This window comes from Bifidobacterium sp. ESL0690 (assembly GCF_029392315.1).
Classification (GTDB): domain Bacteria; phylum Actinomycetota; class Actinomycetes; order Actinomycetales; family Bifidobacteriaceae; genus Bifidobacterium.
On sequence record NZ_CP113939.1, the window covers coordinates 2345925 to 2371187 of the forward strand.

At 56.3% G+C, this 25263-nt stretch carries 18 protein-coding genes and 1 tRNA gene; 7 read left to right on the forward strand and 12 right to left on the reverse strand.

The window, feature by feature from the left end:
• Window positions 1-171: 171 nt before the first annotated feature.
• Together OZX62_RS09180 and OZX62_RS09185 are read right to left on the reverse strand one after the other, a co-directional pair.
• On the reverse strand, window positions 172-2202 hold the full coding sequence (locus OZX62_RS09180) for an isopeptide-forming domain-containing fimbrial protein (RefSeq protein ID WP_277175878.1): 2031 nt from the start codon (window positions 2200-2202) through the stop codon (window positions 172-174).
• 224 nt (window positions 2203-2426) lie between these two features.
• Window positions 2427-5564: a hypothetical protein gene (locus tag OZX62_RS09185; protein WP_277175879.1), complete on the reverse strand. Its 3138-nt coding sequence runs from the start codon at window positions 5562-5564 to the stop codon at window positions 2427-2429.
• Window positions 5565-6103: 539 nt separating this feature from the next.
• Between OZX62_RS09185 and OZX62_RS09190 the strand changes: the two genes are divergently transcribed.
• Entirely contained in the window at window positions 6104-6364 is a 261-nt protein-coding gene (locus OZX62_RS09190) for a type II toxin-antitoxin system RelB/DinJ family antitoxin (protein ID WP_277175880.1), read from the forward strand.
• Entirely contained in the window at window positions 6354-6635 is a 282-nt protein-coding gene (locus OZX62_RS09195) for a type II toxin-antitoxin system YafQ family toxin (protein ID WP_277175881.1), read from the forward strand. The genes OZX62_RS09190 and OZX62_RS09195 overlap by 11 nt, the downstream gene beginning before the upstream one ends.
• Before the next feature lie 69 nt (window positions 6636-6704).
• Here the strand turns inward: OZX62_RS09195 and OZX62_RS09200 are convergent, their stop codons facing one another.
• The 3 genes from OZX62_RS09200 to ftsY all read right to left on the reverse strand — a co-directional run bounded on the left by OZX62_RS09200 (window position 6705) and on the right by ftsY (window position 10182).
• Window positions 6705-7043 (reverse strand): P-II family nitrogen regulator, encoded by a 339-nt coding sequence (locus tag OZX62_RS09200; protein WP_277175882.1) that lies wholly within the window; start codon window positions 7041-7043, stop codon window positions 6705-6707.
• On the reverse strand, window positions 7043-8338 hold the full coding sequence (locus OZX62_RS09205) for an ammonium transporter (RefSeq protein ID WP_277175883.1): 1296 nt from the start codon (window positions 8336-8338) through the stop codon (window positions 7043-7045). Before OZX62_RS09205 ends, OZX62_RS09200 begins: the two co-directional genes overlap by 1 nt.
• 566 nt (window positions 8339-8904) lie before the next feature.
• On the reverse strand, window positions 8905-10182 hold the full coding sequence (ftsY, locus tag OZX62_RS09210) for a signal recognition particle-docking protein FtsY (protein WP_277177092.1): 1278 nt from the start codon (window positions 10180-10182) through the stop codon (window positions 8905-8907).
• A 356-nt stretch (window positions 10183-10538) separates the two neighbouring features.
• On the opposite strand from ftsY, the gene OZX62_RS09215 reads away from it, so the two are divergent.
• Both OZX62_RS09215 and OZX62_RS09220 read left to right on the forward strand, forming a co-directional pair.
• Window positions 10539-11303, forward strand: coding sequence for a TetR/AcrR family transcriptional regulator (locus tag OZX62_RS09215; RefSeq protein WP_277175884.1), 765 nt, complete (start codon window positions 10539-10541; stop codon window positions 11301-11303).
• A gap of 219 nt (window positions 11304-11522) precedes the next feature.
• Entirely contained in the window at window positions 11523-12560 is a 1038-nt protein-coding gene (locus OZX62_RS09220) for a glycosyltransferase family 2 protein (protein WP_277175885.1), read from the forward strand.
• Window positions 12561-12616: 56 nt separating this feature from the next.
• Here OZX62_RS09220 and OZX62_RS09225 read toward each other — a convergent pair whose 3' ends face one another.
• From OZX62_RS09225 to OZX62_RS09255, 7 genes are all read right to left on the reverse strand, one after another.
• Window positions 12617-12787 carry a hypothetical protein gene (locus OZX62_RS09225; protein WP_277175886.1) on the reverse strand — a complete coding sequence of 57 codons (171 nt, stop codon included), beginning with the start codon at window positions 12785-12787 and terminating at the stop codon, window positions 12617-12619.
• A 343-nt stretch (window positions 12788-13130) separates the two neighbouring features.
• A complete protein-coding gene (locus tag OZX62_RS09230; RefSeq protein WP_277175887.1) occupies window positions 13131-14969 on the reverse strand; it encodes a C69 family dipeptidase in 1839 nt (612 codons plus the stop codon).
• A 1116-nt stretch (window positions 14970-16085) separates the two neighbouring features.
• Window positions 16086-16158 (reverse strand) — tRNA-Lys (locus tag OZX62_RS09235).
• A gap of 314 nt (window positions 16159-16472) precedes the next feature.
• Complete coding sequence (locus tag OZX62_RS09240) at window positions 16473-16847, reverse strand: DUF1516 family protein (protein WP_277175888.1); 375 nt, start codon at window positions 16845-16847, stop codon at window positions 16473-16475.
• 237 nt (window positions 16848-17084) lie between these two features.
• Window positions 17085-17429, reverse strand: a complete 345-nt coding sequence (locus OZX62_RS09245) for a DUF1516 family protein (RefSeq protein WP_277175889.1) — start codon at window positions 17427-17429, stop codon at window positions 17085-17087.
• A gap of 235 nt (window positions 17430-17664) precedes the next feature.
• The gene (locus OZX62_RS09250) at window positions 17665-18714 is read right to left on the reverse strand and encodes an NAD(P)-dependent alcohol dehydrogenase (protein WP_277175890.1); all 1050 of its coding nucleotides are present in this window, start codon (window positions 18712-18714) and stop codon (window positions 17665-17667) included.
• A gap of 487 nt (window positions 18715-19201) precedes the next feature.
• Window positions 19202-20143, reverse strand: coding sequence for a DUF1524 domain-containing protein (locus OZX62_RS09255; protein WP_277175891.1), 942 nt, complete (start codon window positions 20141-20143; stop codon window positions 19202-19204).
• A 210-nt stretch (window positions 20144-20353) separates the two neighbouring features.
• On the opposite strand from OZX62_RS09255, the gene OZX62_RS09260 reads away from it, so the two are divergent.
• The 3 genes from OZX62_RS09260 to OZX62_RS09270 all read left to right on the forward strand — a co-directional run bounded on the left by OZX62_RS09260 (window position 20354) and on the right by OZX62_RS09270 (window position 24964).
• Window positions 20354-21421: a LacI family DNA-binding transcriptional regulator gene (locus OZX62_RS09260; protein WP_277175892.1), complete on the forward strand. Its 1068-nt coding sequence runs from the start codon at window positions 20354-20356 to the stop codon at window positions 21419-21421.
• A gap of 516 nt (window positions 21422-21937) precedes the next feature.
• On the forward strand, window positions 21938-23299 hold the full coding sequence (locus tag OZX62_RS09265; protein WP_277175893.1) for an MFS transporter: 1362 nt from the start codon (window positions 21938-21940) through the stop codon (window positions 23297-23299).
• A 117-nt stretch (window positions 23300-23416) separates the two neighbouring features.
• Window positions 23417-24964 carry a glycoside hydrolase family 32 protein gene (locus OZX62_RS09270; RefSeq protein ID WP_277175894.1) on the forward strand — a complete coding sequence of 516 codons (1548 nt, stop codon included), beginning with the start codon at window positions 23417-23419 and terminating at the stop codon, window positions 24962-24964.
• Window positions 24965-25263: the final 299 nt, after the last annotated feature.

A 25263-nucleotide genomic window follows, 5' to 3' on the forward strand; every position in this document is an offset into this window, starting at 1 on the left:
CGTTGGAATTTCAACGATTTGATATTTTCGGATTGCGGGACACGACGATTGCGCAGCACAGAAACCACAACTTGTTCATTTTTGCTGTTCCGTGCTGCGCGCTTGTAATTTTATCGATATTTTTACCTCAAAATCATCAAAATACAATGATTTCAAGGCTTTACCAGCTCATTACTCCTGACGAAGGCGACGACGGACCATGATCAGCGTGCCCGTAGCCACCGCCAGCAGCACGATGACAAGCAGCGCGAGGATGATGCCGGCGCCACCGGTCAGAGGAAGCTGCGAGATGGAAGTGATGGCCAAAACCACGATCGGCTTGTCGCTCGAAACGGCCGTAGCGTGCGGCGCAACCAAATTCCAGGAGTCGCTTTCGTTGGTATAGATAGACTTTCCGGCATTGGCTGCATCGGCCTCAACATGCACATTGAACACGGGCATGAAGGTGTCGGAGTAACCGGCCGGACGGGTGAGCTCCCTAACGGAGTAATCGCCCTTGCCCAGACCGTCGAACGTCAACTTGCCGTCGCTGCCAACCTCTAGGTCAGAAACGAAAGTGTTGTTACTGGCGTTCTGCGCGGCAACCAGCTTGTAATGGCCGTCGCCCAGCTTGATGAACTTGAGCGCGCTTGCCATAGCAGACCCTTCACCCGCTTTTGCCTCAGACGGCTTGGCATCGGCCGCAAACAGCTGGTACTTCACACCCGTCAGCCCGTCGATGGCGTCCCGAGTAGCCTCATCCTTGGCATTGTCCCACGCCAGCTTGGGCTTGGTGACGACCGAGAACTTGCGGAAGCTCGCCACGGAGGCGGGGTTCTCCGGGCTGGTGGCATTGGAAGCGAGGGAGCCGTTGCCAGCGCCGTTGCTCACGTTGCCGGTGGCCGGGTCGATGGTGGCGACGGTCGGATCGCTGGAATTGGCAGCGCTCGGCTGGTTGTTGATATCGCTGGAATAACTGAGCGTCGCACCATTCTGTAGCTGGCCGCCATCGGCGTCATCGGTAATCGACATCGTGTACGTAATGACTATCGAATCTCGATAACGGAACTTCAAGATGCTCGGAGAAAGGTCGAAGACCACGTAATCGGTGGAATCATCACCCGGGATGTCTTGGAACTTGCCGTCTGCCGCAGCATGAGCGGTCACCTTGTAGTCACCGTTCGCGGCGCTGAGCTGGGTGGTGCCGACCATCACCTTTTCGGAACCGGAGACGAAATGCAGACCGAGCTGCTGAGGACGATCGACCATGGTGTAGATATAGCGGTGGAAGCCGGTGGTCAGCGGAACGCTGCCGGTGAGTTTATAATGCAGTTTGCCGCCGATGGAAGCGTTGTTGTTCTCATCGGTATCAAGCGCTTTGTCGACCGTCGGCGCATCATTCTTCATATCGACCACGCCGAGCGTCTCCTTGGAGGTGCCGATCTTGTTGTAGGTCACGCCTTCGGAAGTGATTCCGGTGCTTACAAGCATCGGGATGGAGTTGCCGGCGGCCTTCGGAGCAGCAGCGCCGGACTTGCCGGCCGCACCAGCAGCGCCCGCCTCGCCGGTGACGTCGTCGACCATATAGATGCCCGGCAGCAGGCCGGAAATGCTCACGGTCATCTTGTCGCCGGTAACCGTAGCAGCAGAAGCATCGGTGGGCTGTGCCGCAGCGGCACCCAGCAAAGCCCCGAATTTGGCGCTGTAGAAGACGTTGCTGACGAACTGACGCAGCTTGCCGTCCCAAGCGTGACCGACGCCACCGTTGTTGGAAGTCGTGTCCTCATTGGCGGTGTCGCTGTTCGCCTGGCCCGCAAAGCCGAGCCATTTAGCCGCGACCTCGCCGACGGGGTTGCCCTGATAGTGCACATCCGCGTCGCTGCCCTTGACCTCGCGCAACGCGGTGGCGGCCTCGGCGGTAATCTGCGGGTCGGTGCCGACGGACACGGCGTTCAGCACGCCTGTCGTCCCGTCGCCGTTCACAATGCCTTTGGCGTTCGCGTAGGTACCGATGCGCACGGCCTTGAACTGGTGGCCTTCGAGCATGGACTTGTCACCCTGAATGGCGATGGTCTCGCCCGCGTATGATCCCGCGATGGCGGTGGGCACGGAGATGGCACCGTCCCCCTCTGCGTTTGCGGCACCCACCGGCGCCACTGCCAGCAGCGTGGCGGCGGCAAGCGCAGCTCCTGCGAGCTTGTGTATGGTGGTTTTGAAACTCATATCCCTTGTCTTTCTTTCCTCACTTGGTACGGATATTGGTTATCGGCCCGTGTCACCTTTGTTTCCAAGGTTTCGTCAGGCCAAATCTTTAAATTTTGCATTATGTGCGTCGCGATTTACGAACAACGAACACTCATTCAGGCGCATCACGGCATGCGCAAGAACGATTCCCACGAAATGAAACGCAGGTCCATTCATACGAAACCGTTGACGAAACGACGAACTCACCGCTTAATGTGCGCTCCGCGGTGCGCCTGGTGCGACCGGCGCCCTCCGGTATGCGCCCCGACCTTCTTCTTGAATCGGGTCAGGTAGACGTACCCTGCCACACTCACCAGCGCAACCGCAGCGGCGACAATCAGTAGCCACCACCGGCGCCAACCGGTGAACGGCAGCGCCCAGACGGGTTCCGGCTCCGCCAGTTCTGCACTGACCGCGTCCGACTGATTGCCCGGTTCGTTGCCATCAAGCTCCGCGAGCGTGTTGATGTTGTAGATAAAGTCCAGCGTTCCCGCGCGGTCCATCGAGGTGACGCTCAACTTCCCCGGCGGCATGAACGTCGGAACATCGATATGCCATTTCGCATCCTTGTCGGTGGTGGTGCTGGTCTCGCTGCCATCCGGCCAAGTCGCGGTAACGTGGTTGCCCTCCATCCCCGTGAGCTTGCTGACCGGTGACGGGTCGATGCTGGCGCGTGCGGTGTCGGTCACCGTCCCGGAAATCCCGTCTCTACGACTCACCGACGTGACTTGAACGGCCGTCGGATAGGTATCGATCAGCTGGTTGCGCACCTGGCCGAAGGTCAGTACGTGCGTGTCCGAGTTGTCAAGCACCGCGACGATGGTGAACAGGACCTTCCCGGCGTTCTCACCTTGCGTAAGGGTCGATACCGGCCCCTGCCAGGTCCAATCGGTGAGCCAATGCCCACTGCTCTGATCCTGCCGCTGCTCTTGACCCGCGGCGTCGAGCGCGCCGAAATCCTTCAGCAAGTAGGTGTCCGCAGGCGGCTGCGGGTTGTTCGGGTCATCATACGGCTGGCCGGTTATCGTATCGTGATGAATCGGCGCGGATTGCGCCACCGCGTAAAGCTTAAGTCTGTCGTTCGGGTTCACCGTTTCCGCCGATCCCTTGATGGTCACTTTCGCGTCCGCCGGCATCTCGCTTTTCCCGGACTTATTACGCACGGTGTGGGGCACGGTAAGCTGCTTGATTTCGGGGTTCTTGTTCATCTCGAGCTGGAAATTACCCTGAACGACGTTCGAGAAGAGCGAGGAAATCTTGAAATCATTGCTGTCGGTTTGCCAGGCATGGTAGCGGATGGAGTGCTGCAGGTTGGTGTCAATCGTGCGATTATCGGGAATGGACCAGCTGCCATCCGGTTTGACTTCGGTGGAACCGATTCGGATACCTCGCGTCGCGGGGTCGTTCGGCTTGTTGAGGTTGATAATGTGCGATTGGTCCTCGGCGAAGAGCGTCACCGTATCCTTGGGAATACCCGTGCCGGTAATGGTACGCGAAGAGGTGTGCACATAGCTGTTGAACGGATTGATCGTCGGCGGTTTCGGGCGCGGAATGCTGTAGTTGGCAAACGCGGTGTCGATGGTCCAGCCGACGTCGACCAGCTTGTTGATCTCCTCCTGTGTCGACGTGGAGGTGATGCTCAGCGGCTTGGTCGGATCAGCGTTGTTGTAAAGCGGATTGAAGGCATCGTGGACGCTTCTCGTCTGTCCGCCGGTCGGTGTGTTCTGCACCGTGCAGCCTTCGTAGGCCGCAGCGCTGTTCTGATTGCTGACACCGGGGTTGGTGGAAATCGGCCAGGTCACGAGCTTAAAATAGCCGTCGAGCTTTTCTTTCGTCTTGATGGCGCCGAAATCGATGTTGCCTTTGGCGTCCTGCAGTTTGTCCGGGTCGGTACCGGCGCCGGGAACCATCAAGTGGTTCGGTGTGCTGTTGTATGTGCGGTTATTCGGGCTGTTGAAGGCCGAATAGCTGTCGTTTCCTCCATAATTGGAATAAGCCGTCTGTCCATCAACGCGCACTGCGCTCGGCGTCAGCGATTGCACCGGCACCCAGTCCTTGCCATCTTTGAGCGCCAGCCATTGGTAATAGAACGAAGTGACTTGCGAGCAGGGGTAGCCGTTATAGCCGATGTTGTACCAGAAAACGAAGAAGGAGTTGGCCGGAGCGACGCCCGCGCCGGTTTTCTGGCTGGGGAAGCCATAATCGGTCACCAAGCCCCAGTTGGCCTGTCCGCTGCTCCACAGGTTAGGATGCGCATCGAAGCCGACATGGGCGGTCGGGCCGTTGCACAGTTGGACCCTTTGTGCCGCCGTGCCAGACCCCCAACCGCACGAGCTGGCATACATATACGAAGGTACGCCCTCACTGATATTGGTGACGTAACGCGAATCGAGCTTGGAGTAGGAATACACTCCACCCCAAGGGTTGCTGACCGGTATCTTCCCGTTCATCTGTCTGCCCGGCGCCGCCACGGCATAGATGTACTGGTCGTATTCGGTGCCGCCGACGTTGCCCGAAGCCAAGTCCTTGCCTGTGTAGTAGATGTTGCCCACAATGGAGATGGTGAGGTAATCGTAGTCGCCGGAAACCAGCACGTTGTGGATGGTGTAGCGCTCCTCCGCGTTCTGTGCCCATTTGAGGGCGGCTTGTTGCGCATTCGTATCTGCGGCACGGTCGCTGTCGCCGCCGTAGGTGTTGAGATACGGAAAACTCGTCAACTGGGTGTTGGGATCGGTGCCAGGCGTCCCGGATAGGGAGACCAGCATCTGCATGCCACAGTCGATTTTCGGGTTCTCCCCGTTGACGTACTTTTTCTTGTAATCGCCATTGCCGCCAATATCGGAAATGGCTGACACAGCCACGCAGTTGGGATTCACCATGCCGTGCGGCATGCGCAGCACGAAATCCATGCGCAACTCGTCGTCGACGTTGTTGCCCTGCATCTTGTCGTTGTTGGCCAGGAATTTGTAAAGCTTCGGTTTGCAGTCCACGCGTTTGTCCGCGGGAACTGTGCTGTCGGTGTCTTGGACGCACAAGGCCGGATAATCGTCGATAGTTACGTCGTTGCCGGCATCGGGAGCCTCGTTGTTGCCGGAAGCAAGGTTCGTCACTTCGTCCTGCGTCGCGGCGACGCTTTGGGTTGCCGTCGTATCCTGTGCCGCGACGTTTTGCGCGAAAGCGTTGATATTACCTGAAACTGCGGTCGCTATATTCGGGTTCAGCGCGCAACTTCCCAGCAGCAGCGACACTGCGATGGCAACTGCCGCAAGCAGGCGGCCACGGTGCGAGATTGCGGCTGGCTTTTGAGTTATTTGTTTATTTATAAAATCGTTCGACTTCATCGCAATCACCTCCCCAACATCGGATGACATCGAAATTTAAAGTTTTATATTTATCCGCATATGCGTATAAATGTCATTCTTTTCAAGTTCAATCCATCAAATTGTCGTTCCAGGCAATACGCGCGTTTACCGATTAAGCATCGCGCGAGGGAATAAACGGGTACTAGTGTGCGGGTTCCATAAGACATAAAAACTCAATAAAAATTAGACATATTTATACATAGATGTGAGTATTGTCTCATTTTAGGACCACACTTAACAGCATCGTCCTTTATACATAGAAGTTTATTTTGCAGGAATTTCAGTAGAATCTATTATGAATATTTATACTATGCAAAATATAGATTAAACAAAGAATGTTTCATTTTGTGCTATTTTAAATGTGATATTGCTAATAAAATATCAAACGTTTTATAGCTCTCAGAATATCCGTCAGTACGTCCTGAAATCGTCAAGGGCAATGACACTGTCTGATCAAAGCTAAATATTGCAAAATATTGTTAAAACGGGTATTATTGTACCCAAAAGAGGTGATTAATTTGGTATCAGCCGCAAAAACACGAATGCAGATTCGAATCGACCCCACACTCAAGGAGCAGGGTGAACAGCTGTTCCGCTCAATGGGCACCGACCTGTCGAGTGCAGTGAGCATGTTCGTGGCGCAAGCCGTGCACGAAGGCGGTTTCCCGTTCCGCCCGGTCGCCGACCCGCTCGCTACGGCCGTCAAAGTCGCCGAGTCCGAACCTGCCGAATACGTAGGCAGCGCGCAGGACGTGAAGGATATGATCGATGCCTTATAATTTCGAGGTCAGTCCCCAATTCAAACGCGACGTGAAAGCGATGAAACGGCGTCACAGGGACATGGCGGAGCTGGAAAGGGCAATCGACGCTCTGGCAGTCAACGACACTGCCCTTCTTTCCGGCCATTTCCGGGATCACAAACTCACCGGCGATTTGTCTGGTTGCCGCGAGCTTCATATTGAAGGTGATTGGTTACTGGTTTACAAGAAGAGAAAGTCAACGGTGACTATCATCTTGCTACGTACCGGAACCCACGACCAACTACTATAAGACAAATAAAAGTCGGCCAGCTTGATGTTTCTGCATCAAACTGGCCGACTTCGGTAACTAAATGGCATCTTAAATGGCGTCACCGTCCGTTTCGCCGGTACGGACGCGGGTGACGGAATCCAGCGGGAGGACCCACACCTTGCCGTCACCGATGTTGCCACTGCGTGCGGTTTTGACGATGATGTCGACCAACGGATCGGCGTCGGCGTCGCGCACCGCCACCTCCACGCGAATCTTGGGGATGAGGTTGACCGAATAGCTCGCGCCGCGATAGACCTCGGTGTAACCGTGCTGCTCGCCGCAACCGTTGACTTCGCTGACCGTCATGCCTTCGACACCGGCGGCCGCAAGAGCCTCCTTGACCTCGTCGAACTTTTGTGGCTGGATAATCGCTGTTATCAGTTTCATTACTTCATCTCCTTGAGGAGAGCCGTGGCCTTACCTGCAAAATCGTACGCGCTCTCGCCTTGGTCGGCAAGGTCGACGCCGCTCAATTCCTGATCCTCGTTCACCCTCCAGCCGATGGTCTTCTGCAGGATGAACGCGATGACGAACGTGACCACTGCTGAGTAGACGACTGCGGCGAGCGCCACGACCACCTGCACCGCGAGCTGCCTCCAGCTGCCTCCGGCGAAGAGGCCCGTGCCCTGGCCGAAGAAGCCGATCAAAATGGTGCCGGTCAGGCCGCCGACGCCGTGGACGCCGACCACATCGAGGGAATCATCGTAGCCGAAGCGGAACTTCAAGCCGCAGGCCAGGCAGGTCAGGACACCGACGATGGCGCCGATGACGATGGCCCAGAGCGGGGAGACCACATCGGCTGCCGGGGTGATGCCGACCAGGCCGGCCACCATACCGGAGGCCGCGCCGACGGCCGTGTAGTGGCCAGTTCGAATTTTCTCGGTAAAGCCCCATGTCAGCATGGCTGCAGCGGCGGAAAGCGAAGTGCTCACCCACGCGTAACCGGCGGTGCCGTTAGCCGCGAAGGCGGAGCCGGCGTTGAAGCCGAACCAGCCGAACCAGAGCAGGAACGCACCGAGCATGACGAACGGGACGTTGTGCGGGCGAATTGGTGCCTTGCCGAAGTCCTTGCGCTTGCCAATCAGGAGGACGATGACCAGCGCCGCGACGGCCGCGTTGATGTGGACGACGGTGCCGCCTGCAAAGTCGTGGACGGGCGCGCCAATGAACTTGGAAATCGGACCATCGGGTGAAAGCAGGCCACCGTTCCAAACCATGTGGGCCATGGGCGCGTAATCGAGTGTGATCCAGATGGCCACGAAAATCATCCAGGTGCTGTATTTGATGCGTTCCGCGAGCGCACCGGAAATCAGGGCGACGGTAATCATTGCGAAAGCCAGCTGGAAGGCGACGTCGATGCTCACCGGATATTTGTTGCCATTCGGCGTCAGCCCTGTGGCGGTGAAGATGCCGTCCTTGCCGACTTTCATCGTGTCGCCGAGCAGGAAGCCGTGGGCCGGGTCGCCGAAGACGCCGCCGATATCCTTACCACCCCAGGAAATCGACCAGCCCCACAGAGCCCAGACGATGGTGCTCACCGCGAGCGCACCCGCGGAAAGCATGAGCATGTTCAGTACCGCCTTGCGGCGCACCATGCCTCCGTAGAAGAACGCCACCGCGGGCGTCATCAGAAAGACGAGCGACGCACAGACCAACATCCATGCGGCATTTCCAGTATCCATTTCGCGTTTCCTCTCCTCCGGCCTGTCTGCGCGCCGGAGCTCGACGCGCCCTGAACCGTATGTGGCTATGAAACACGGAAAACGTAAGGAGAAGTTTGACGCGAGATTACGGCGATGTAAAACTCACGGCACTATCGAAACATAATGGTTACTTGCACTTATGGAACACGAGCAATATTTTGCTGCTGGAAAACCGCATATAACGATAGTTTAGAGTACGTTTCCCAGCAGCACCATCATACTTTAGTGCTGGAAAATTGCATATAACCATACCCAAAAATCCGTTTACCAGCAGCACCACAGATTAATGCTGGAAAACCGCACCTAACGGCAAATAAGAGTCCGTTCTCCAGCAGCACCACACTTCAGTGCTGGGAAACGGCACGCAACCACACCCAAAAGTCCGTTTACCAGCAGCATACATATTTTTACGCTTTTACATGCCGGAAAACTGCACGCAACAACAAATAAAAGTCCGTTTACCAGCACTAAAGTGTCATTTTCGCAAGAACAGATGGCTGAACATCGTAAATACGGCAGAATAATTCAAAAGCCAAGTTGGTGGCTCAGGCAAGGATACCGTCGACGAAACCTTCCGGATCGAACGGAGCCAAATCGTCGGGGCCTTCGCCGAGGCCGACCAGCTTGACCGGCACACCAAGCTCCTGTTGTACGGAGATGACGATGCCGCCCTTGGCCGAGCCGTCGAGCTTCGAAAGCACGACGCCGGTGATGCCGATGGCCTCCGCGAAGACCTTGGCCTGCGCCATACCGTTCTGGCCGGTAACCGCGTCGAGCACCAGCAGCACTTCGTCGACCGGCAGGTTCTTTTCGGTGACGCGGCGAATCTTGCCGAGCTCGTCCATGAGATTCGCCTTGTTCTGCAGACGGCCGGCGGTATCGATAATCAACACGTCGACGTTCTGTTCCTTGGCCTGCTTGGAAGCGTCGAACGCGACGGATGCTGGATCGCCACCTTCCTTTTCGCTGCGCACAACCGGCACACCGACCTTCTGTCCCCAGGTCTCGAGTTGGTCGGCGGCGGCGGCGCGGAACGTGTCGGCGGCGGCGAGCATCACGCTCTTGCCTTCCGAAACGAAGAGACGCGCGAGCTTGCCTGCGGTCGTGGTCTTTCCGGTGCCGTTGACGCCGACCATGATGATGACGCTCGGCTTCTTGGCATCGGGCTTGTCCGCGTTGAGCGCGCGGTCGGGCTGGGAATCGACCAGGTCGATAAGCTTGGAACGCAAGGCCTCGCGCACGGCTTTCGGGTCGGAGGTGCCGGTGATGCGGGCATCGTTACGCAACTCGTCCACCAGCTTCTCGCTGGCCTCGCTGCCGACATCGGCCAGCAGCAACGTGTCTTCGACGTCCTCCCAATCGGACTCGGAAAGCTGATCCTTGGCGAGGATGTTGAAGAGCACGCGCCCGAACGGGTTCGAAGACTTGCTGAGTTTCTCCTTGAGGCGAACACCTCGCGACGCCTTAGGTTCCGGAGTCTCGACCTCAGACTTCGCGGGAGCCTCTTCCTTCGAAGCACTTGCGGCAGAAGAATCAGGCTTGGTCGCGCCCTTCTTCGCTTCGGAACTTTCCTTAGTCGCGCTTTTGGCACTTGCCTTATCCTGAGAGGAAGGTTTGTTGCCAGAACCCTTCTTATCGTTGGCTTTCTGAGTTTTCTTCGCGCTCTTCGTCCGAGAGGCTTTCTCCGTGGTGTTCTTCGCGCTCGACTTTTCACCAGCCGAAGATTTACCTCCGGAGCCCTTCTCCCCCTTGAGCTTCTGAGCGCCTTTGGCTTTCTTCCCGCCGGTTTTCTGGGCATTCTTCGCCGTATCGCCGGTCTTCACTTTGCCCGACTCATCTGACTTGCTCGGCTCACTGGCTTTACTCGACTTGCCGGTCTTACCGACATCCGTCTTTGCGGTTTCAGACGATTCCTTATCCTTGCCACCGCTCGCTTCGCCAGCTTCAGCACTTTTCGCGCCTTCGGAAACGTTGGTATTCTGCGGGTTAACGGCGTTTTTCTTGTGCGAATGCGACACCAGCACGGCCACGGCAATAAGCACGACGGCGACGACAACAAGCGCCGCGACAATCAACATCGGATTGATAATAAGACTCATACTTCAAGATTATTGGCGAGGCGCGACGCAACGTTGGTTCAAGGCTCACATACAATATAACTATGTCAAATGCTTCCAGAATGACTTCGTACCAGCGCCGCGAACAGCTGATCACCGTCGGGCGCGGGCTTTTCGCCGCCAAGGGCTACGAAGCAGTGAGCGTTGAGGAAATCGCCGCCGCCGCGAAGGTGTCAAAGCCGATTGTTTACGAGCATTTCGGAGGCAAGGAAGGGCTTTACGCCGTCATCGTCGACCGCGAGATGCAGAAGCTCACAAGCACGTTGATCGACGCACTTTCCGCCGGCGACACCCATCCACGCCAGATCGTGGAACGCACGGCGCTCGCGCTGCTCACCTATATTGAGGAGAATTCCGAGGGCTTCAACGTACTTGTGCGCGACTCCCCCACCACCGACCCGGCCGGCTCGTTCAGCTCCTTGCTCGGAGATGTAAGTTTGCGCGTCGAGGAAATCCTCACAAAAGCGTTCAAACAGCACAAGCTTCCGGCCAAGGGCGTTCCGTATTACGCGCAGATGCTTGTCGGCATGACCGTCTTCACCGGCCAGTACTGGGCCGCGAACCAGAAGAAAATCAGCAAGGAACAGCTCGCCGCGCATATTGTCAATCTTGCCTGGCACGGACTTTCGCGTCTTGAAGCCAAGCCGAAGTTGCAGTTCGAGAATGATTTGACCGGCAAAGGCAATAATAAAGATGGTGTCGAAAAAGCTGACACCGAAAATTTCGACAACAAAGATTCTGCTGTTAAAAACATCGATGTCAAAGACGCCAACAATGACAATATTCGCGACGTGGATGGCAACGATAATACCAATACCGAAGAGTAACAAGCAACGGCAGCGATTCGGGCGATGCCAAATCCGTATAATCCCAAAAGCTGCCAACAAATTAGACAGTAATAAATAATCAATCTGATAACACTTTTGACGCAACTTACGGAGAAAGTGACGCAATTCATGCGCTCAGCCCCGCCATTCTCGGGATTGCATGGTAAATTGGGCTTGTTTCGCCGCACCAACGCCGCGAATATCCACTAACGAGGAACCATGCCGCAAACTAACTCGAAAACGCTGACTTTCGTAGTGCCTGCGTTCAATATGGACACCTACCTTGAACGTTGCGTCTCATCGTTGACCGCGAATCCCGATAGCGACGACATCGAAGTCCTCATTGTCGACGACGGTTCGTCCGACGGCACCCCCGAACTTGCGGACCGGCTTGCGGCCTCGAAACCCGGCATCATTCACGTCATCCACCAAAAGAACAAGGGCCACGGCGGAGCGGTCAACACCGGCATCGCCAACGCGGAAGGTATGTATCTGAAGGTCGTCGACGCCGACGATTGGGTGGGCGCGGAATCACTCAAGCAGCTCATGAATGTAATGCGGCGGCAGCGCGGGGCCAGCGAGCCGATCGACATGTTCGTCACCGATTACGTATACGACAAGGTGGGCAAGAAGCGCAAGCACGTCGTGAAATTCGAAAACGTGATGGACGCGGACCGGAAACTTGACTGGGACGATCTCAAACATTTCGGCATCGCACAATACATGATCATGCACGCGCTGATTTTCCGCACGGAAGTCCTGCGCGCGGCCCAGACCCAGCTGCCCGAGCATACGTTCTACGTCGATTTCATCTACGCCTACCAGCCGTTCCCGTGGGTCAAATCGCTGATGTATATCAGCACACCGCTGTACCACTACTTCATTGGGCGCGACGGGCAGAGCGTGCAGACCGATGTGATGATCCGGCGTGTGGACCAACTTGTGCGCGTCAATCGCGCGATGGTCGCCGCCACACCGGAACGTCAGAACGTGCCCGACGGGCTTTATCGCTATATGATCCATTTCCTTTCCATCGAGTCCGTCGTCGCCAGCGTCTTCCTTATCCTCTCGCGCAATCCCGCGAACTATCAGATCAAGCGGGAACTCTGGGAACACCAGCGGGCCGTTTCGCCACGCATCGCGCGCGACGTGCGCCGGCAGCTGCCTTCACGGGCCATCAACCTGCCGGGCTCCGTAGGCCGCTGGATTATTCGCATGGGCTATAACATAGCCGAAAACATCATCGGATTTAACTAAACCTTTGTCGCATGCCGGAAAGGCCCTGCCCGAACTGCACGGGCAGGTTTTACCAATCAGAGATTGCGCCTATCCCGGAAATCCATCATCACCAGATAGCCGGCAACGGCTACCAATACGATGTCGACGATGACATTGTCCGCCTTCACGACAAAGACAGCAAGAATCGTCGCGATGAACTCCTGCAAATAGTTGCTTCTAATTGGTCCTTTCTGATTATTCGGCATAATACTGCCTTATCTGTTGGGCCACGCCACGCTGGACGCGGCGAGGGCGCATGGAACAGTTGAACCATACGATCATTCGAGTCATATCGCTGAGACGAACGATGATTTCATGATATCTAATAGACTGAATCTCAGGAATAGTCTATAATTGTCTATATCGGCGACGGTAATATCGCCCATCCGAAATTTGAAGTGGCCTTATAAACTTTGTCGGGTGGTACCGAAACCGGTAGGGCATAATTATGGTCCTTTCTGTTAAGCCACGAGCCGGTATCCGATTGATTCGGGTACCGGCTCGACGGGTTTCAGAACCACGTTTCGTTGCAAATATCCATGGACTCTTTCACTGCGGACGGTCGGAAAGCGCGAAAGCGTTGTTCATCAGGTCGCTCGAGGTGAAGAGGACTTTGCCCAGCAATTGCTGGCTTCGTGCCTCGAGATAGTCGGACATGCGCTGGTTCGCCGCTTCCATGATTCGACGGGCTTCGTTTTTATCCGATGCCTTGTCCAGTTTCGTGTCGGCTTCGGCGACAAAAGCGTGACCGTGGCCGGCGATGTCCTCACGGAAGGCCTCGATAGCGTTGCTGTTGGCGTCGAAATGTGCGTCCGCGATCACGGCGATGAGGCGGTTGGTCCAGTAGAGCGTGGAAGTGGAGACCTCGCCCGTGGTCTGGCGCAGATAGTCCGGCGTACGGCCGACGTTGGTATAGAACGGCGCGACGCAAGTGGTGGGCTGCGAGCCAAACGCCAGCCACATCACGGAACGGAAGGCCTCGGGCTCGTACCCACGAATCTGCATGATGGCGAGATGACCGGTGCGGCTGATGCCAATTGGGCGGTAGCGATGGCGGGTCTCGGGCGTGCCAAGGCGGCCGTAGGGATCGTAAGGTGTGTCCTCATAATGCGAGCTCAGCACGTTGTCCATATCCTCGATGCTCACCTCGCTCTCCGGCACGCGGCACCACGGAATGTCATCGGAAATCGGCGTATAGCGGGCGTTCGGCGAATCCCAGTCATCGCTCGGATTCAGGCAGCGTTGCATATACCAAGCACGCGGGGTGTTGTAGATATGGTCCTTGGTCGTGGCCGTACCGAAGATCTTGCGCGGGTTGAGGTGCCTGAAGTGTTCGGGCGTGGTGTCCATGCTGCGGTCGAGGTGGTTGTTGACGATGAACTCGCGCAGGTCGGCGGAGCACAGGTAGTCGCGCTTGTCACCAAGGCTTTCGTCCAGCGCTTCATCGAGGTCGAAGTGATCAAGACCAAGCTGGTTGGGGATGGCAGCGTAGCAGTCATCAGGCACGCGGCGGGCGATCCAGTGGTGACCGCCGATGGTCTCGACGTACCAGACTTCATCGGTGTCGGAAATGCTCACGCCGTTCGATTCGTAGGTGCCGTAACGTTCCAGCAGCGAGCCGAGACGCATTACGCCTTCGCGGGCTGTGCTGACATAGGGCAAAACCAACGTAATCAGGTCTTCTTCGCCGATGCCGCCAGGAATCTCTTGGCGAGCGCCAGCACCAGCGCAAGTCACGGACGAACAAGCAGCTGAATTTCCACCAGAAACCGTAGAGGTGGCACCACTAGCTGACCCAGCAGAAGGAGCAGTACAGGAGCTACCGGAATTATGGTCAAGATAGGCATCCAAACCACAATTGACAATATCGTCGGCAACCCCGGAATCGTACGGCTTCGGTTCACCCACAGAGGCCCAGAACGCCGCGACAGAAGGCTCGGCATTCGTATCAGCACCGTCACCAGCGGCAGAATCGCGACTTGCATTGGTGTCGCTCTCGTCGTTTGCGCCAGCGCCCTCAACCGCTGCGTTGCCACGAACGGGAACGGTATGCAACACCACCATCGGATCCGCCCCGAGCACGCGCTCGTTAACGGCGATGGTCTCGGTCGCGCTCATGGCGACGTTGCGGACGCTGACGCCAGCTTCAGCCAGAATCCCCCGGTTGCGCAAAGCGTTGGGAGCGATGAGATAGGCGCACGGATTATCCGGAAGCTCGATTTCGACATGGCTCAGCACGCTACGATAATGCCGAGGCTGGTCCTCCGGCCGCACCGCGACCAAGCGTTTCGGATCATAACGGCCATGGCCGCTGTCATCATCGCGCGCGATCATCGTCGAACCGTCGTAACTGGCGTTTTTTCCTACAAGTAAAGTTGTGCAAGGCATACCCTAACCTTACTTTTCCCGCCAGAATTTGCCACTGACATCCAACAAACTTTCTTTGTGCCCGCACCGTCACGCAGCTACAAACCGTCGACATCGCAACGAACGTCTACGCTGACAGAGCCGAAACGAACGCCGTGAGCCATAGTGGCCAGAATGTGGACGAACGACTTTGCGCGCCCTTGCATTCCTCGTTCCCCAAAAATTAATCAGCGTGCAGAAGGCCACGATTAATCCCCAAGTGAATCCCCAAGTCCACTGATCGGAGGGCCTACTGCAAGCTGCCAAAATGTATTCTATTACAATTTATGCTGTAAATTGAGCAGACTATCGAAAATTTGTCTAATTAATTGACATCATCGCAAAGCTGACTTCAGAAACGAATTGGCTGAAATGGTCTCCGGAAATCAGCAACGCTTCGGACAGCATTCACTAGCAATAAAGTATTATAAAACGTTTCGATATCTGATTTTAATACATTTTTTGCGCTTCTCAAAACCCTAGTCCAACGTTTGCCGCATACATTACCCAAAAAGAAACGAACGAAATATTTGCCCGTACCGGTTCCGCAACATCGCACCCAGCTAACCAATAACCGATATAAAATATCTAAAATTAACTATCAGATTTTCTCTGTGAGCATATAATCGAACACCACTTGCGATTCATATAATCCGCTCACCCCTGTCTCAGCACCGCTCACCCACACGATTCCACCACTCACCCTCAAGTAGCATGTTCTCCGCAAGTGATATACGAAGTTCGCCTTTTCACAGCCCAAAGTCCCTCCGAACGCAATCCCGCGCACGAAAAGTCCCAGCCAAAATGTCACAGCTGCAATCACCCAGAAATAACCGAAGCAACCTACAAGCGCCGCCTCTCCCCCCTAAGATACTTACGCGTATGATACTCACGAGTATCTTATTAATGACCGCAATGTGCACTTTGCAGATAGTGGAATCGTAATTTAGTAAATAGTGATTCCATTAGTTGCAAATCCGGTTGGCAGCACTGTGATAACGCAAGCGCTGTTATATAAACAAAGAAAGCTCGTCGGCCGGTTATAGGCCAAATCAGGAATAGCAATGACTCTTCAATTGAATCATCGGACAAACAAAGTGCCCCCCGTGGGACTCGAACCCACAACCCACGACTTAAAAGGACGCTGCTCTAACCATTGAGCCAGAGGGGCAACAAAACTTCATTATACAGTCACTTCTCGATTTGCGTATCGGGTTTTGCGTGTCGTTGGCAGAGCTTCACATTCAGCACGACGTGCCATTATCCATTCCCCACGGTTCTAATGCTGAAAAAGAGACTTTTGCAAGTTCTAAAATGCACTTTCCCGCAACAACACCATTTATTGCCCAAAAAGCGCATCTTGTCAACGCTAAAATGCACTTTTCTGACAGCAGCATGGTTAGCGCGCCCAGAGTCATCTACACAAACTGCGTGCAATCATCCAGCCAAATCACTTAGCGTTTCGACGCGCCAACAATCGTTTTTTCACCGTGCCGTCGGGGTCTTTCCACGATGCTTGCCGCGCGCAAGCCAGAGGCCAAGCGCGAATACCGCGACGCCGAAAAGCAGCGGCATCCAGAGTGTCTGGAGCGGGGCCGAACCATGAAGCCGATGCACGAACGCGACCTCGCACATACCGATAAGCCCAATCGCCGCAACGATCTTGACGATGGCCATCGGCCAGTTGGTGCGCCAGGCGTGCGGAATCGTCGGCACCGCGCTCACCATCAGGATGATGTAGCAGACACGCGCCACCATAGCCCAGTTCTCGACCATATTCTGCGGGCCAAGCACACCGATAGTCATAGCTGCCAACGCCACCACCGCCGAAATAATATGCAACCAACGCCAAACACGCATACTTCTTCTCCCGTTTCTCCGCAAACTTCCGAAATGCTCTGGAATTACCCGACAACCGCTTCGTAGCGATTCCATAACTAGATTAGACGAGAAAATATGCCGCAATAATGATTTTTGAATGGTTTTTCACCAAATCCGTCGCAAAAGCTGACGTCCAAATGGGAACAAAAAGGCGAAGCGCCAACCAAATGACGCTTCGCCTTTATAAAAACGATTACTTTACGAAATCCTGCTTTACTACAGCAGGACGAGCGGGAAGCCGTGCGAGACCACAAGGCCGACCACCATGACCACAACGACAAGCGCGATCGGAACCCAAATGGCCACAGCTGTCGCCGTATCTTTGCTTTTCTTCGCGAAACCGATTTCCGCCAGCGCAATGAGCGCGACTGCGAGGATAATCTTCACCACCAACAGCACAGTAATATGCGGCCAAGCGTGCACAATCAGAAAGACACCGCTCAGAATAATGAGAATGTAGCAGACGCGGGCAATCATCGCCCAGATCTTCGTCATCCTCGCCGGCCCCAAAAGCCCCACGGCCACCGCGACGATCAGCACGACTCCAACAACCAAATGCATCCAAGACCAAACCATATCTACTCCCAACGGTAAGAAAAGTTATCAATAAAGCTATAACCCAATATATAGGTCGCAGCCCTCACTATCAACATTGCTCATTGTTGGCGTACTAAAACAAAACAGCATAATTGGCAAACCCAAATTACAAAACAGATTGCTGACTTTACTCGAAAAATCGGGTGGCGAAGCGTTCGTTACAAACGCCTTGCCACCCGCTAATCAGAGCAGCTACCGCTCACTCAGCCATGTGAGGGACGACGACGGCGCGCTTGGAAAGCTTGCCGTCGACCAGGTTGTGGTAGGCGTCGAGCGCATGGTCCATCGAGTAGGTCTCCACCTCGGGGGTGATCAGGCCTTGGCGATAGAGCGCGGCGACTTCGTGCAGCTCGGACATGGAGCCCCAGTAGACGCTGGTGAGTTCCTGCTGCCACGGGTTGCTGTACCAATCGAACTCAGCCTTGCCGCCGGCGATGCCGACGATGGTGACGCGGGAATCGATGGCGGAAGCGGCCTGCGCGGCGGCGATGGTCGGCGCGATGCCCACGAAATCGAAGGCGGCATCAACACCGTGGCCACCGGTGATCTTGCGGATGTTCTCAACCTCATGCTCATCGCCCTTGACGACGATGGCGCCCTTTTCCTCGGCCTTGGCCATGGCTTCGGGCTTCATGTCGGTGGCGATGATGGTGGCGCCGGTGATGGCCTTCAGAATCTGGATGGCGATCTGGCCCAGGCCGCCAAGACCGATGACGAGCGCATACTTGCCGCCACCCTGCAGGTGAGGCAGCGCGGCCTTGATCGCGTGATACGGAGTCAGCGCGGCGTCGGCAAGCGGGGCCGCGGCAATCGGATCGGCGTCACCCAGCGGCACGAGGTTGCGCGCGGGGACGGTCAGGTACTCGGCCATGCCGCCGTCGCGCCCGAGGCCGATGGCCAGCGACTTGTTGGTGGCCATGTTCTCGCAGTAGTTCTCCTCGCCGGCGACGCAACGCTTGCAGTGGCCGCAGCCGGTCGGGCCGTAGACCAGATAGGCATCGCCCTTGTTGAAACCGGTGACGCCGGGGCCAACCTCTTCGACCCAGCCGGAGGTCTCATGGCCCAGGATGAACGGCGGCTTGGTGTGGTCACCGGTCTCCGGGGTGTAATCGCGGAATACGGAAACGTCGGAATGGCAGCAGCCTGCGCCGGCCACCTTCAGCAGCACCTCGCCCGGTCCGGGAGTGGGCTTGTCGACCTCCCGCAAGGCGGGGAATGTCTTATACGCTTCGAACATAACGGCTTTCATAGCTGTTCCTTTCTTGTCGGTTAGATAGCGTGGGCATAAAACGATTAACCACTTGCAAAAGCATTGAAGTGGAGTGCCCAAACATCGCTATCTTATCGTTTCTGCCCCAACACTGGAACCGAATCGACGTAAGAAATTATACAGTTGTAATATTGGTTTAGCAAACGCCAGAATCGTTGAAATATCAACGTTTTCAGAGGATGTATACAATCTCACATAAAGGCCGGATAGTGTGATATTTATATACAATTATGCTATTTGTATGATATTGCTTGAAACCTTTGACGCTCTGGCCGACATTACTTATCCGCCGACATAGGCTCAAGGAAGACGATTGTTTCGAAGACAACATCAGTCATTCGCGACTGACCACTTCGCTCGCAGCCGCCATCTCATTCGACCCATTAAGCATTTGCAGCCAACGTGCATCATCGCAACCGATACCCGTCATTTACAGCCAAGATCCGCCATTGCCGGCAATCGACCGTCATTCACAGCCGACACCGTCGTGGTCACGATCCAATGCGGCGCGATAACCAGGTTGGCCGGCATAGATCGGAGCCTTGCCGGCGGCGCGTACGGCATCACAATTCTGGTAGTAGACATCGCCTCCACCTTGCGGAGCCGCAGGAGCAGCAGGTGCGGCAGGTGCGGCAGGAGCAGGCGCGGGAACACTCTGAACAGAACCGGCATTCCCCCCATTCGTCTGACCAGAATTTCCGGAACTTTCTCCTGCGGCACCAGCCGGGGCGCTACTTTGAGACGCCACGCCATTTTGAGCAAACGGACCATCGTCGGCGGGAACGGTCTGCGCCGGGCAGGAAGTAAGCACACGCTGCATCGCGGCTTTTTCCGCCTTGGTGACCCACAGATTGTACTTGTGCTTCACGCCGATTTGCCGCGAAACGTACGAGCAGCGGTAAGACTTGTTCTTCGGCAGCCAAGTGGCCGCGTCGCCATCGCTTTTCTGCTGGTTCGCAGCCCCGTCGACAGCCAGCAGGTTGTACGGGTCGTTGGCCATCTGCTTGCGCTGGTCGGCGGTTATCTTCTGCGCACCGGTCTGCCAAGCGTTGGAAAGCGCAACGACATGATCGATCTGCACTTTGGCGGAAGTCTTCTTACCCTGCTTGAACTCAATGGTCTTGCCGGTGTACGGGTCATCCAACTTGCCCGACATCACCTTGCAATCGTTGGTTCCAGCCTTGAATTTCTTGTCTTTGAGGTCACGCCCCAGAATGTCGTTGCGGGTGTCGCAGCCGTTGCGGTCCACATCGGCCCAGGCCTTGCCGAATTGCGTCCGCTTGTACCCGGTTTTCGGCGCGCGTCCCTTGACCGGCAACGTATCGAGCACACTCGTGGCCGCCTGCCCGCCCGCAGCCGTAGTATCCGCGAGCGCCAACCCCGGAGCGACGCCAATCGCAAGTGCCATGGCCAATACCATCGCCAGCAAACCGCCCCAAACGGCTTCCAAAGATTTCGAAGTTTTATTCACTTGATTCGCGTCTTTCATTTTCATCAATAATTACTACAATCTTATAACTTTTAAATATTTTCATTACCACAAACCAGCTAGGTAAAACGAATCATAAATGACACTTCAACCCCCGCCGAATCACGGGCGATAGTTATTATACAGAACATGACCACAATCAAAGAGGTAGCCAAGAAGGCCGGGGCGTCGGTAACCGCCGTCTCGATGGCACTGAACCACCGCGAGGATGGGCACGTCAAGAAGGAACTTGCCGAGCACATTCGCGAAACCGCCAAGAAAATGGGCTACCGCCCCAATCCCCTCGCCCGCTCCCTGCGCACCAGCCGTACGCATACCATCGGCTTCATCAGCGAGGAAATCGCGACGACCCCGTACGCCGGCGAGATGATTTTGGGCGCGCAGGACGCCGCGAGCGAGCTGGGCTACATGATGCTTCTGGTCAACACCGACGGCAACGCCAACGAAGCCACCGAAATCGCAGCACTCAAACGATACGGCGTTGACGGCTATCTTTACGCCAAAATGTATGACAGAGTTTCGGATACCCCGAAGGCACTTTCCGGCGAACACACCGTCCTCATCGACGCGACGTCATCCGACGAGCGTGTGCCGTACATCGTCCCCGACGAAGTCGCCATGGGCTATGACGCCACCACCTATCTCATCAAGTCCGGTGCCAAGCGCATCGCCTACATTGGCTGCAGCGAAAACCTGCTCGCCGAACCGCTGCGCGTGCGCGGCTACGAAAAGGCGTTGAAAGACGCCGGCCGACCAGTCGATCCGGAGCTCAATGTCGGCATCGCCAAAAACGACGGCGGCCTCAAAGCCGTCTCCGACCTGTTCGACCGCGAGCACCCCGACGCCTTCTTCTGTTTCAACGACGCCCGAACCTGGTACGTCTATCAGTGCGCTGCGCAGCGCGGGCTCGAAGTCGGCCGCGACATTTCCGTGGTCGGCATCGACAACAACCGCATCATCAAGGAGACCTTCGAGCCGCAACCGACCACCATCGCGTTGCCGCATTACGAAATGGGCTACTGGGGTGCCCGCAAACTGATCTCGATGATCGAAGACCGCAATCTGGGACCGGGTAAAAGCAAGAAAACCGTCGCCGCCATCCCACCGCTCGACGCGCCAAGCCCCGTGCGCATCCGTTGCACCCTGCTTGAGCGTGGTTCGGTGGCCAATCGCGGAACTGCCGCCCGCAAGAAGTAATCGGGCACTCCCCTGCCTTCGGTTACCATCGGCCGGTTTTAGCATCCACATCAAGCTGTGCAAAAACAGACACCGATAACACCGCAACGACCGCCTTCTGTCATCCACGCCCAGTCATGCAAGAAAACAGCTACCGGCGACCGGCAAGCGGACACTTTCTTGAATAATGACCCAGCAGTGCCAGAAAGTGGTCACTGACGACGGCTTAACGTCCGGTTCCTAACTTCCTTAGCCCATTATGCAAGAAAATTGACACTAACGGTCTTGAATGAGGACAAAAGCTGGGCTCGGATTTCACAACGCAGCGCAATTATAGACATAGCCCTCGCGTTAATTTATACAGATAGCCTCTATTCATTCGGAAACGCCGGAAACGATTTACAGTTTGACGTGAATCGATTCTCGTCCTATATTTTGTCATAAGTTTCTTGCTTAAGGCAATGCCGCAGAAATCGGCAAGAACAGCAGTAAGAGACGGCACCGCGCGGCAGCGGTACCAAAAAGAAAGGTGACGAAATGGCAATCAAAGGAGCCAAGACTTACCGGAACCCCTCATATCTACAGAGCTCTACCGGTATCTTCATGTTCTTCTGCTCGTGGGGCATCTGGTGGTCCTTCTTCTCGATCTGGCTCACCAGCCCAGCTCCCAAAGGTATGGGTATGACGGCCGCCCAGCAAGGCGACATCTACTCCATCAACTCATTGGTGACTCTGTTCATCATGTTCTTCTACGGCATCATCCAAGACAACCTCGGCATCAAGCGTCGCTTGGTGATCGTTGTCTCGTGCATCGCCGCATGCGTCGGCCCGTTCGCGCAATTCGTCTATAAGCCCCTGCTTTCGGCAGGCGGCACCACCAAGTTTATCGGCGTGCTGCTCGGCTCGGTCGTCCTCTCCGCAGGCTTCATGGCTGGCTGCTCGCTGGTCGAGGCCATCACCGAACGTTACAGCCGTCACTTCGGCTTCGAATATGGCCAGTCCCGCGCTTGGGGCTCCTTCGGTTACGCCGTTGTCGCCCTCATCGCCGGCCCGCTTTTCAACATCGACATGAAGTGGAACTTCTGGCTGGGCTCGCTCTTCGGTCTCGGCATGCTGTGCGTCTATCTGTTCTGGCGCCCGGAAGAGCAGAAGGAAGAGCTCAAGAAGGAAGCCGATCCGAACGCCCCACGCACCAACCCAACCGCCAAGGAAATGATTTCCGTACTTGGCATGGGCTCGCTGTGGGCACTGATCATCTTCATGCTGTTCACCAACACCTTCTACACGGTCTTCGACCAGCAGATGTTCCCGAGCTACTACAAGAGCCTCTTCGCCACGCCGGCCCAAGGCGCGGAATGGTACTCCATCCTGAATGCGGCCGAGGTGTTCTGCGAATCGGTGATGATGGGCGTCGTCCCGATCATCATGGACCACATCGGCGTTCGCAACGCGCTGCTTCTCGGCGCTGTGACCATGTTCCTGCGTATCGGCCTTTGCGGCGTCTTCCATGACCCGGTGATGATCTCGATCGTCAAGATGTTCCACGCTATCGAGACCCCGCTCTTCTGCCTGCCTACGTTCCGTTACTTCACCTTGCATTACGACACGAAGCTATCGGCGACCCTCTACATGGTCGGCTTCCAGATCGCCTCACAGGTCGGCCAGGTCATCATGTCGCACCCGCTCGGCGCCCTGCGTGACGCGCTCGGCCCGCAGAAGACCTTCTTCACCATCTCCGGCATCGTTCTCCTTGCTTTGATTTATGGATTCTTCGTGATCAAGAAGGATGACCAGCAGGTGGGCGGCGATCCGTTCATCCGCATCAAGGACCGCAAGAAGGTCGAGCAGGAAGGCGAGGCCATCCAGGCTGAAGCCGCAGACGACCAGCTTCCGGCCTGAAGTTCCTGCAACCACAAAATTTCATAGCGTCGTAAGGCCTCCGCACCCATCAAGGCGTGGGGGCCTTACGCGGATAAAAGCAATTATCATATGCTAGATACGAGAAAGGCATCAAAGATGACTACTGAATCTCCCGTTTACACCCCGATCCGCGACCACGCCGAAGAACTGGCGAAGGCCGAAGCCGGCGTCGAAACGCTCGCCCTCGAGCGCGATGACCGCTGGTATCCGAAGTACCACATCGCCTCGAACGGCGGATGGATCAACGACCCGAACGGCCTGTGCTATTACAAGGGCCGCTGGCACGTTTACTACCAGCTGCACCCTTACGGCACCCAGTGGGGCCCGATGCACTGGGGCCACGTTTCCAGCGCCGACATGGTTTCCTGGCGCCGCGAGCCCATCGCGATGGCCCCCAGCCTCGAACAGGAAAAGGACGGCGTCTTCTCCGGTTCCGCCGTAATCGACGACGACGGCAAACTCAAGTTCTATTACACCGGCCATCGTTGGAACAACGGCAAGGACGACACGGACGGCCAGTGGCAGGTCCAGATGCTCGCCGAAGCCGAGGACGACGACGCCACCAAGCTCAACAAGCTGGGCATGGTCATCGATTGCCCACGCGAGCGCGTAGATTCGCACTTCCGTGACCCGAAGGTCTGGAAGCAGGACGGTGTCTGGCATCTGGTTCACGGCGTCTCCACCGCCGACCATCGCGGCCAGATCTGGGCCTACACCTCCACCGACATGATTCACTGGAACTTCCAGAACGTGCTGTACGACGATCCGGACCCGGACGTCTTCATGCTCGAATGCCCCGACTTCTTCCCCCTGAAGGACAAAAACGGCGAGACCAAGTGGGTCATCGTCTTCTCCGCGATGGGTTCGAAGGCCAAGGGCTATATGAATCGCAACGAGAACAACGCCGGCTACATGATCGGCACCTGGAAGCCGGGCGAGGCCTTCAAGCCGGAGACCGAGTTCCGTCTGCTCGATTGCGGCGCGAACTACTACGCTCCCCAGTCCTTCGAAGCCAACGGCCGCCGCATCATGTACGGCTGGATGAGCCCGTTTTCCGAGAATGCGCCGATGCAGTCCGACGGCTGGTGCGGCCAGATGACGCTGCCGCGCGAATGCTTCCTCGGCGATGACGGCGACCTGCACACCGTGCCGGTGCCGGAGATCGACAAGCTGCGCATCAACACCTTCGAGCACGTCGCCCGCCCCATCGAGGCCAACGAAGAGGCGCTCGTGGACGAGGACGCCGAGGCCGTGGAAATCGAGCTGAACATCAACCTGAAGAATACGACCGCCGAGCGCGCTGGCCTCAAGGTTCACGCCACCCCCGACGGCTCCTACACCTACGTCGCCTACGACGCGCAGGCCGGCACCGTGGTCGTCGACCGTCAGGCCGCAGCCCGTGGCGACCGCGGATATCGCGCCGCCAAGCTCACCGACGCCGAACTGGACGCCGACGAGCTCAAGCTGCACGTCTACGTCGATCGCGGTTCCGTCGAAGTCTACGTCAACGACGGCCTGCACGTGCTGAGCTCCTACAGCTACCCGTCCGAAGGCAAGCGCGCGGTCAAGCTCAGCGCCGAGTCGGGCGTTCTCGCCGTCGACAAGCTCACCGTCCACGACATCAAGAGCATCGGCCTGGAGTAAACGCCAGCAATAAGCAATAACCAATAACCAATATCATCAAATAATATTGAGCCCGTCGTCGGCATGAAACCGGCGGCGGGCTCAATTCGTAGATACATTCGGTTCCACAACTTTAGTCAGCAACTATCAAAAAAGGACTACCATACGATTTTCGGGAACCCTGCCATAAGATTTCCGAGAGTCCTACCGTACGATTTTTGGAAATTCTACTGCCCGATATGCAAAAGCGTTGCCGGTAGCGGCTTATAGCAGCTACTGACGGATTATGAGCGGAAACGAAAAACTAGGTTGAGGGCCAC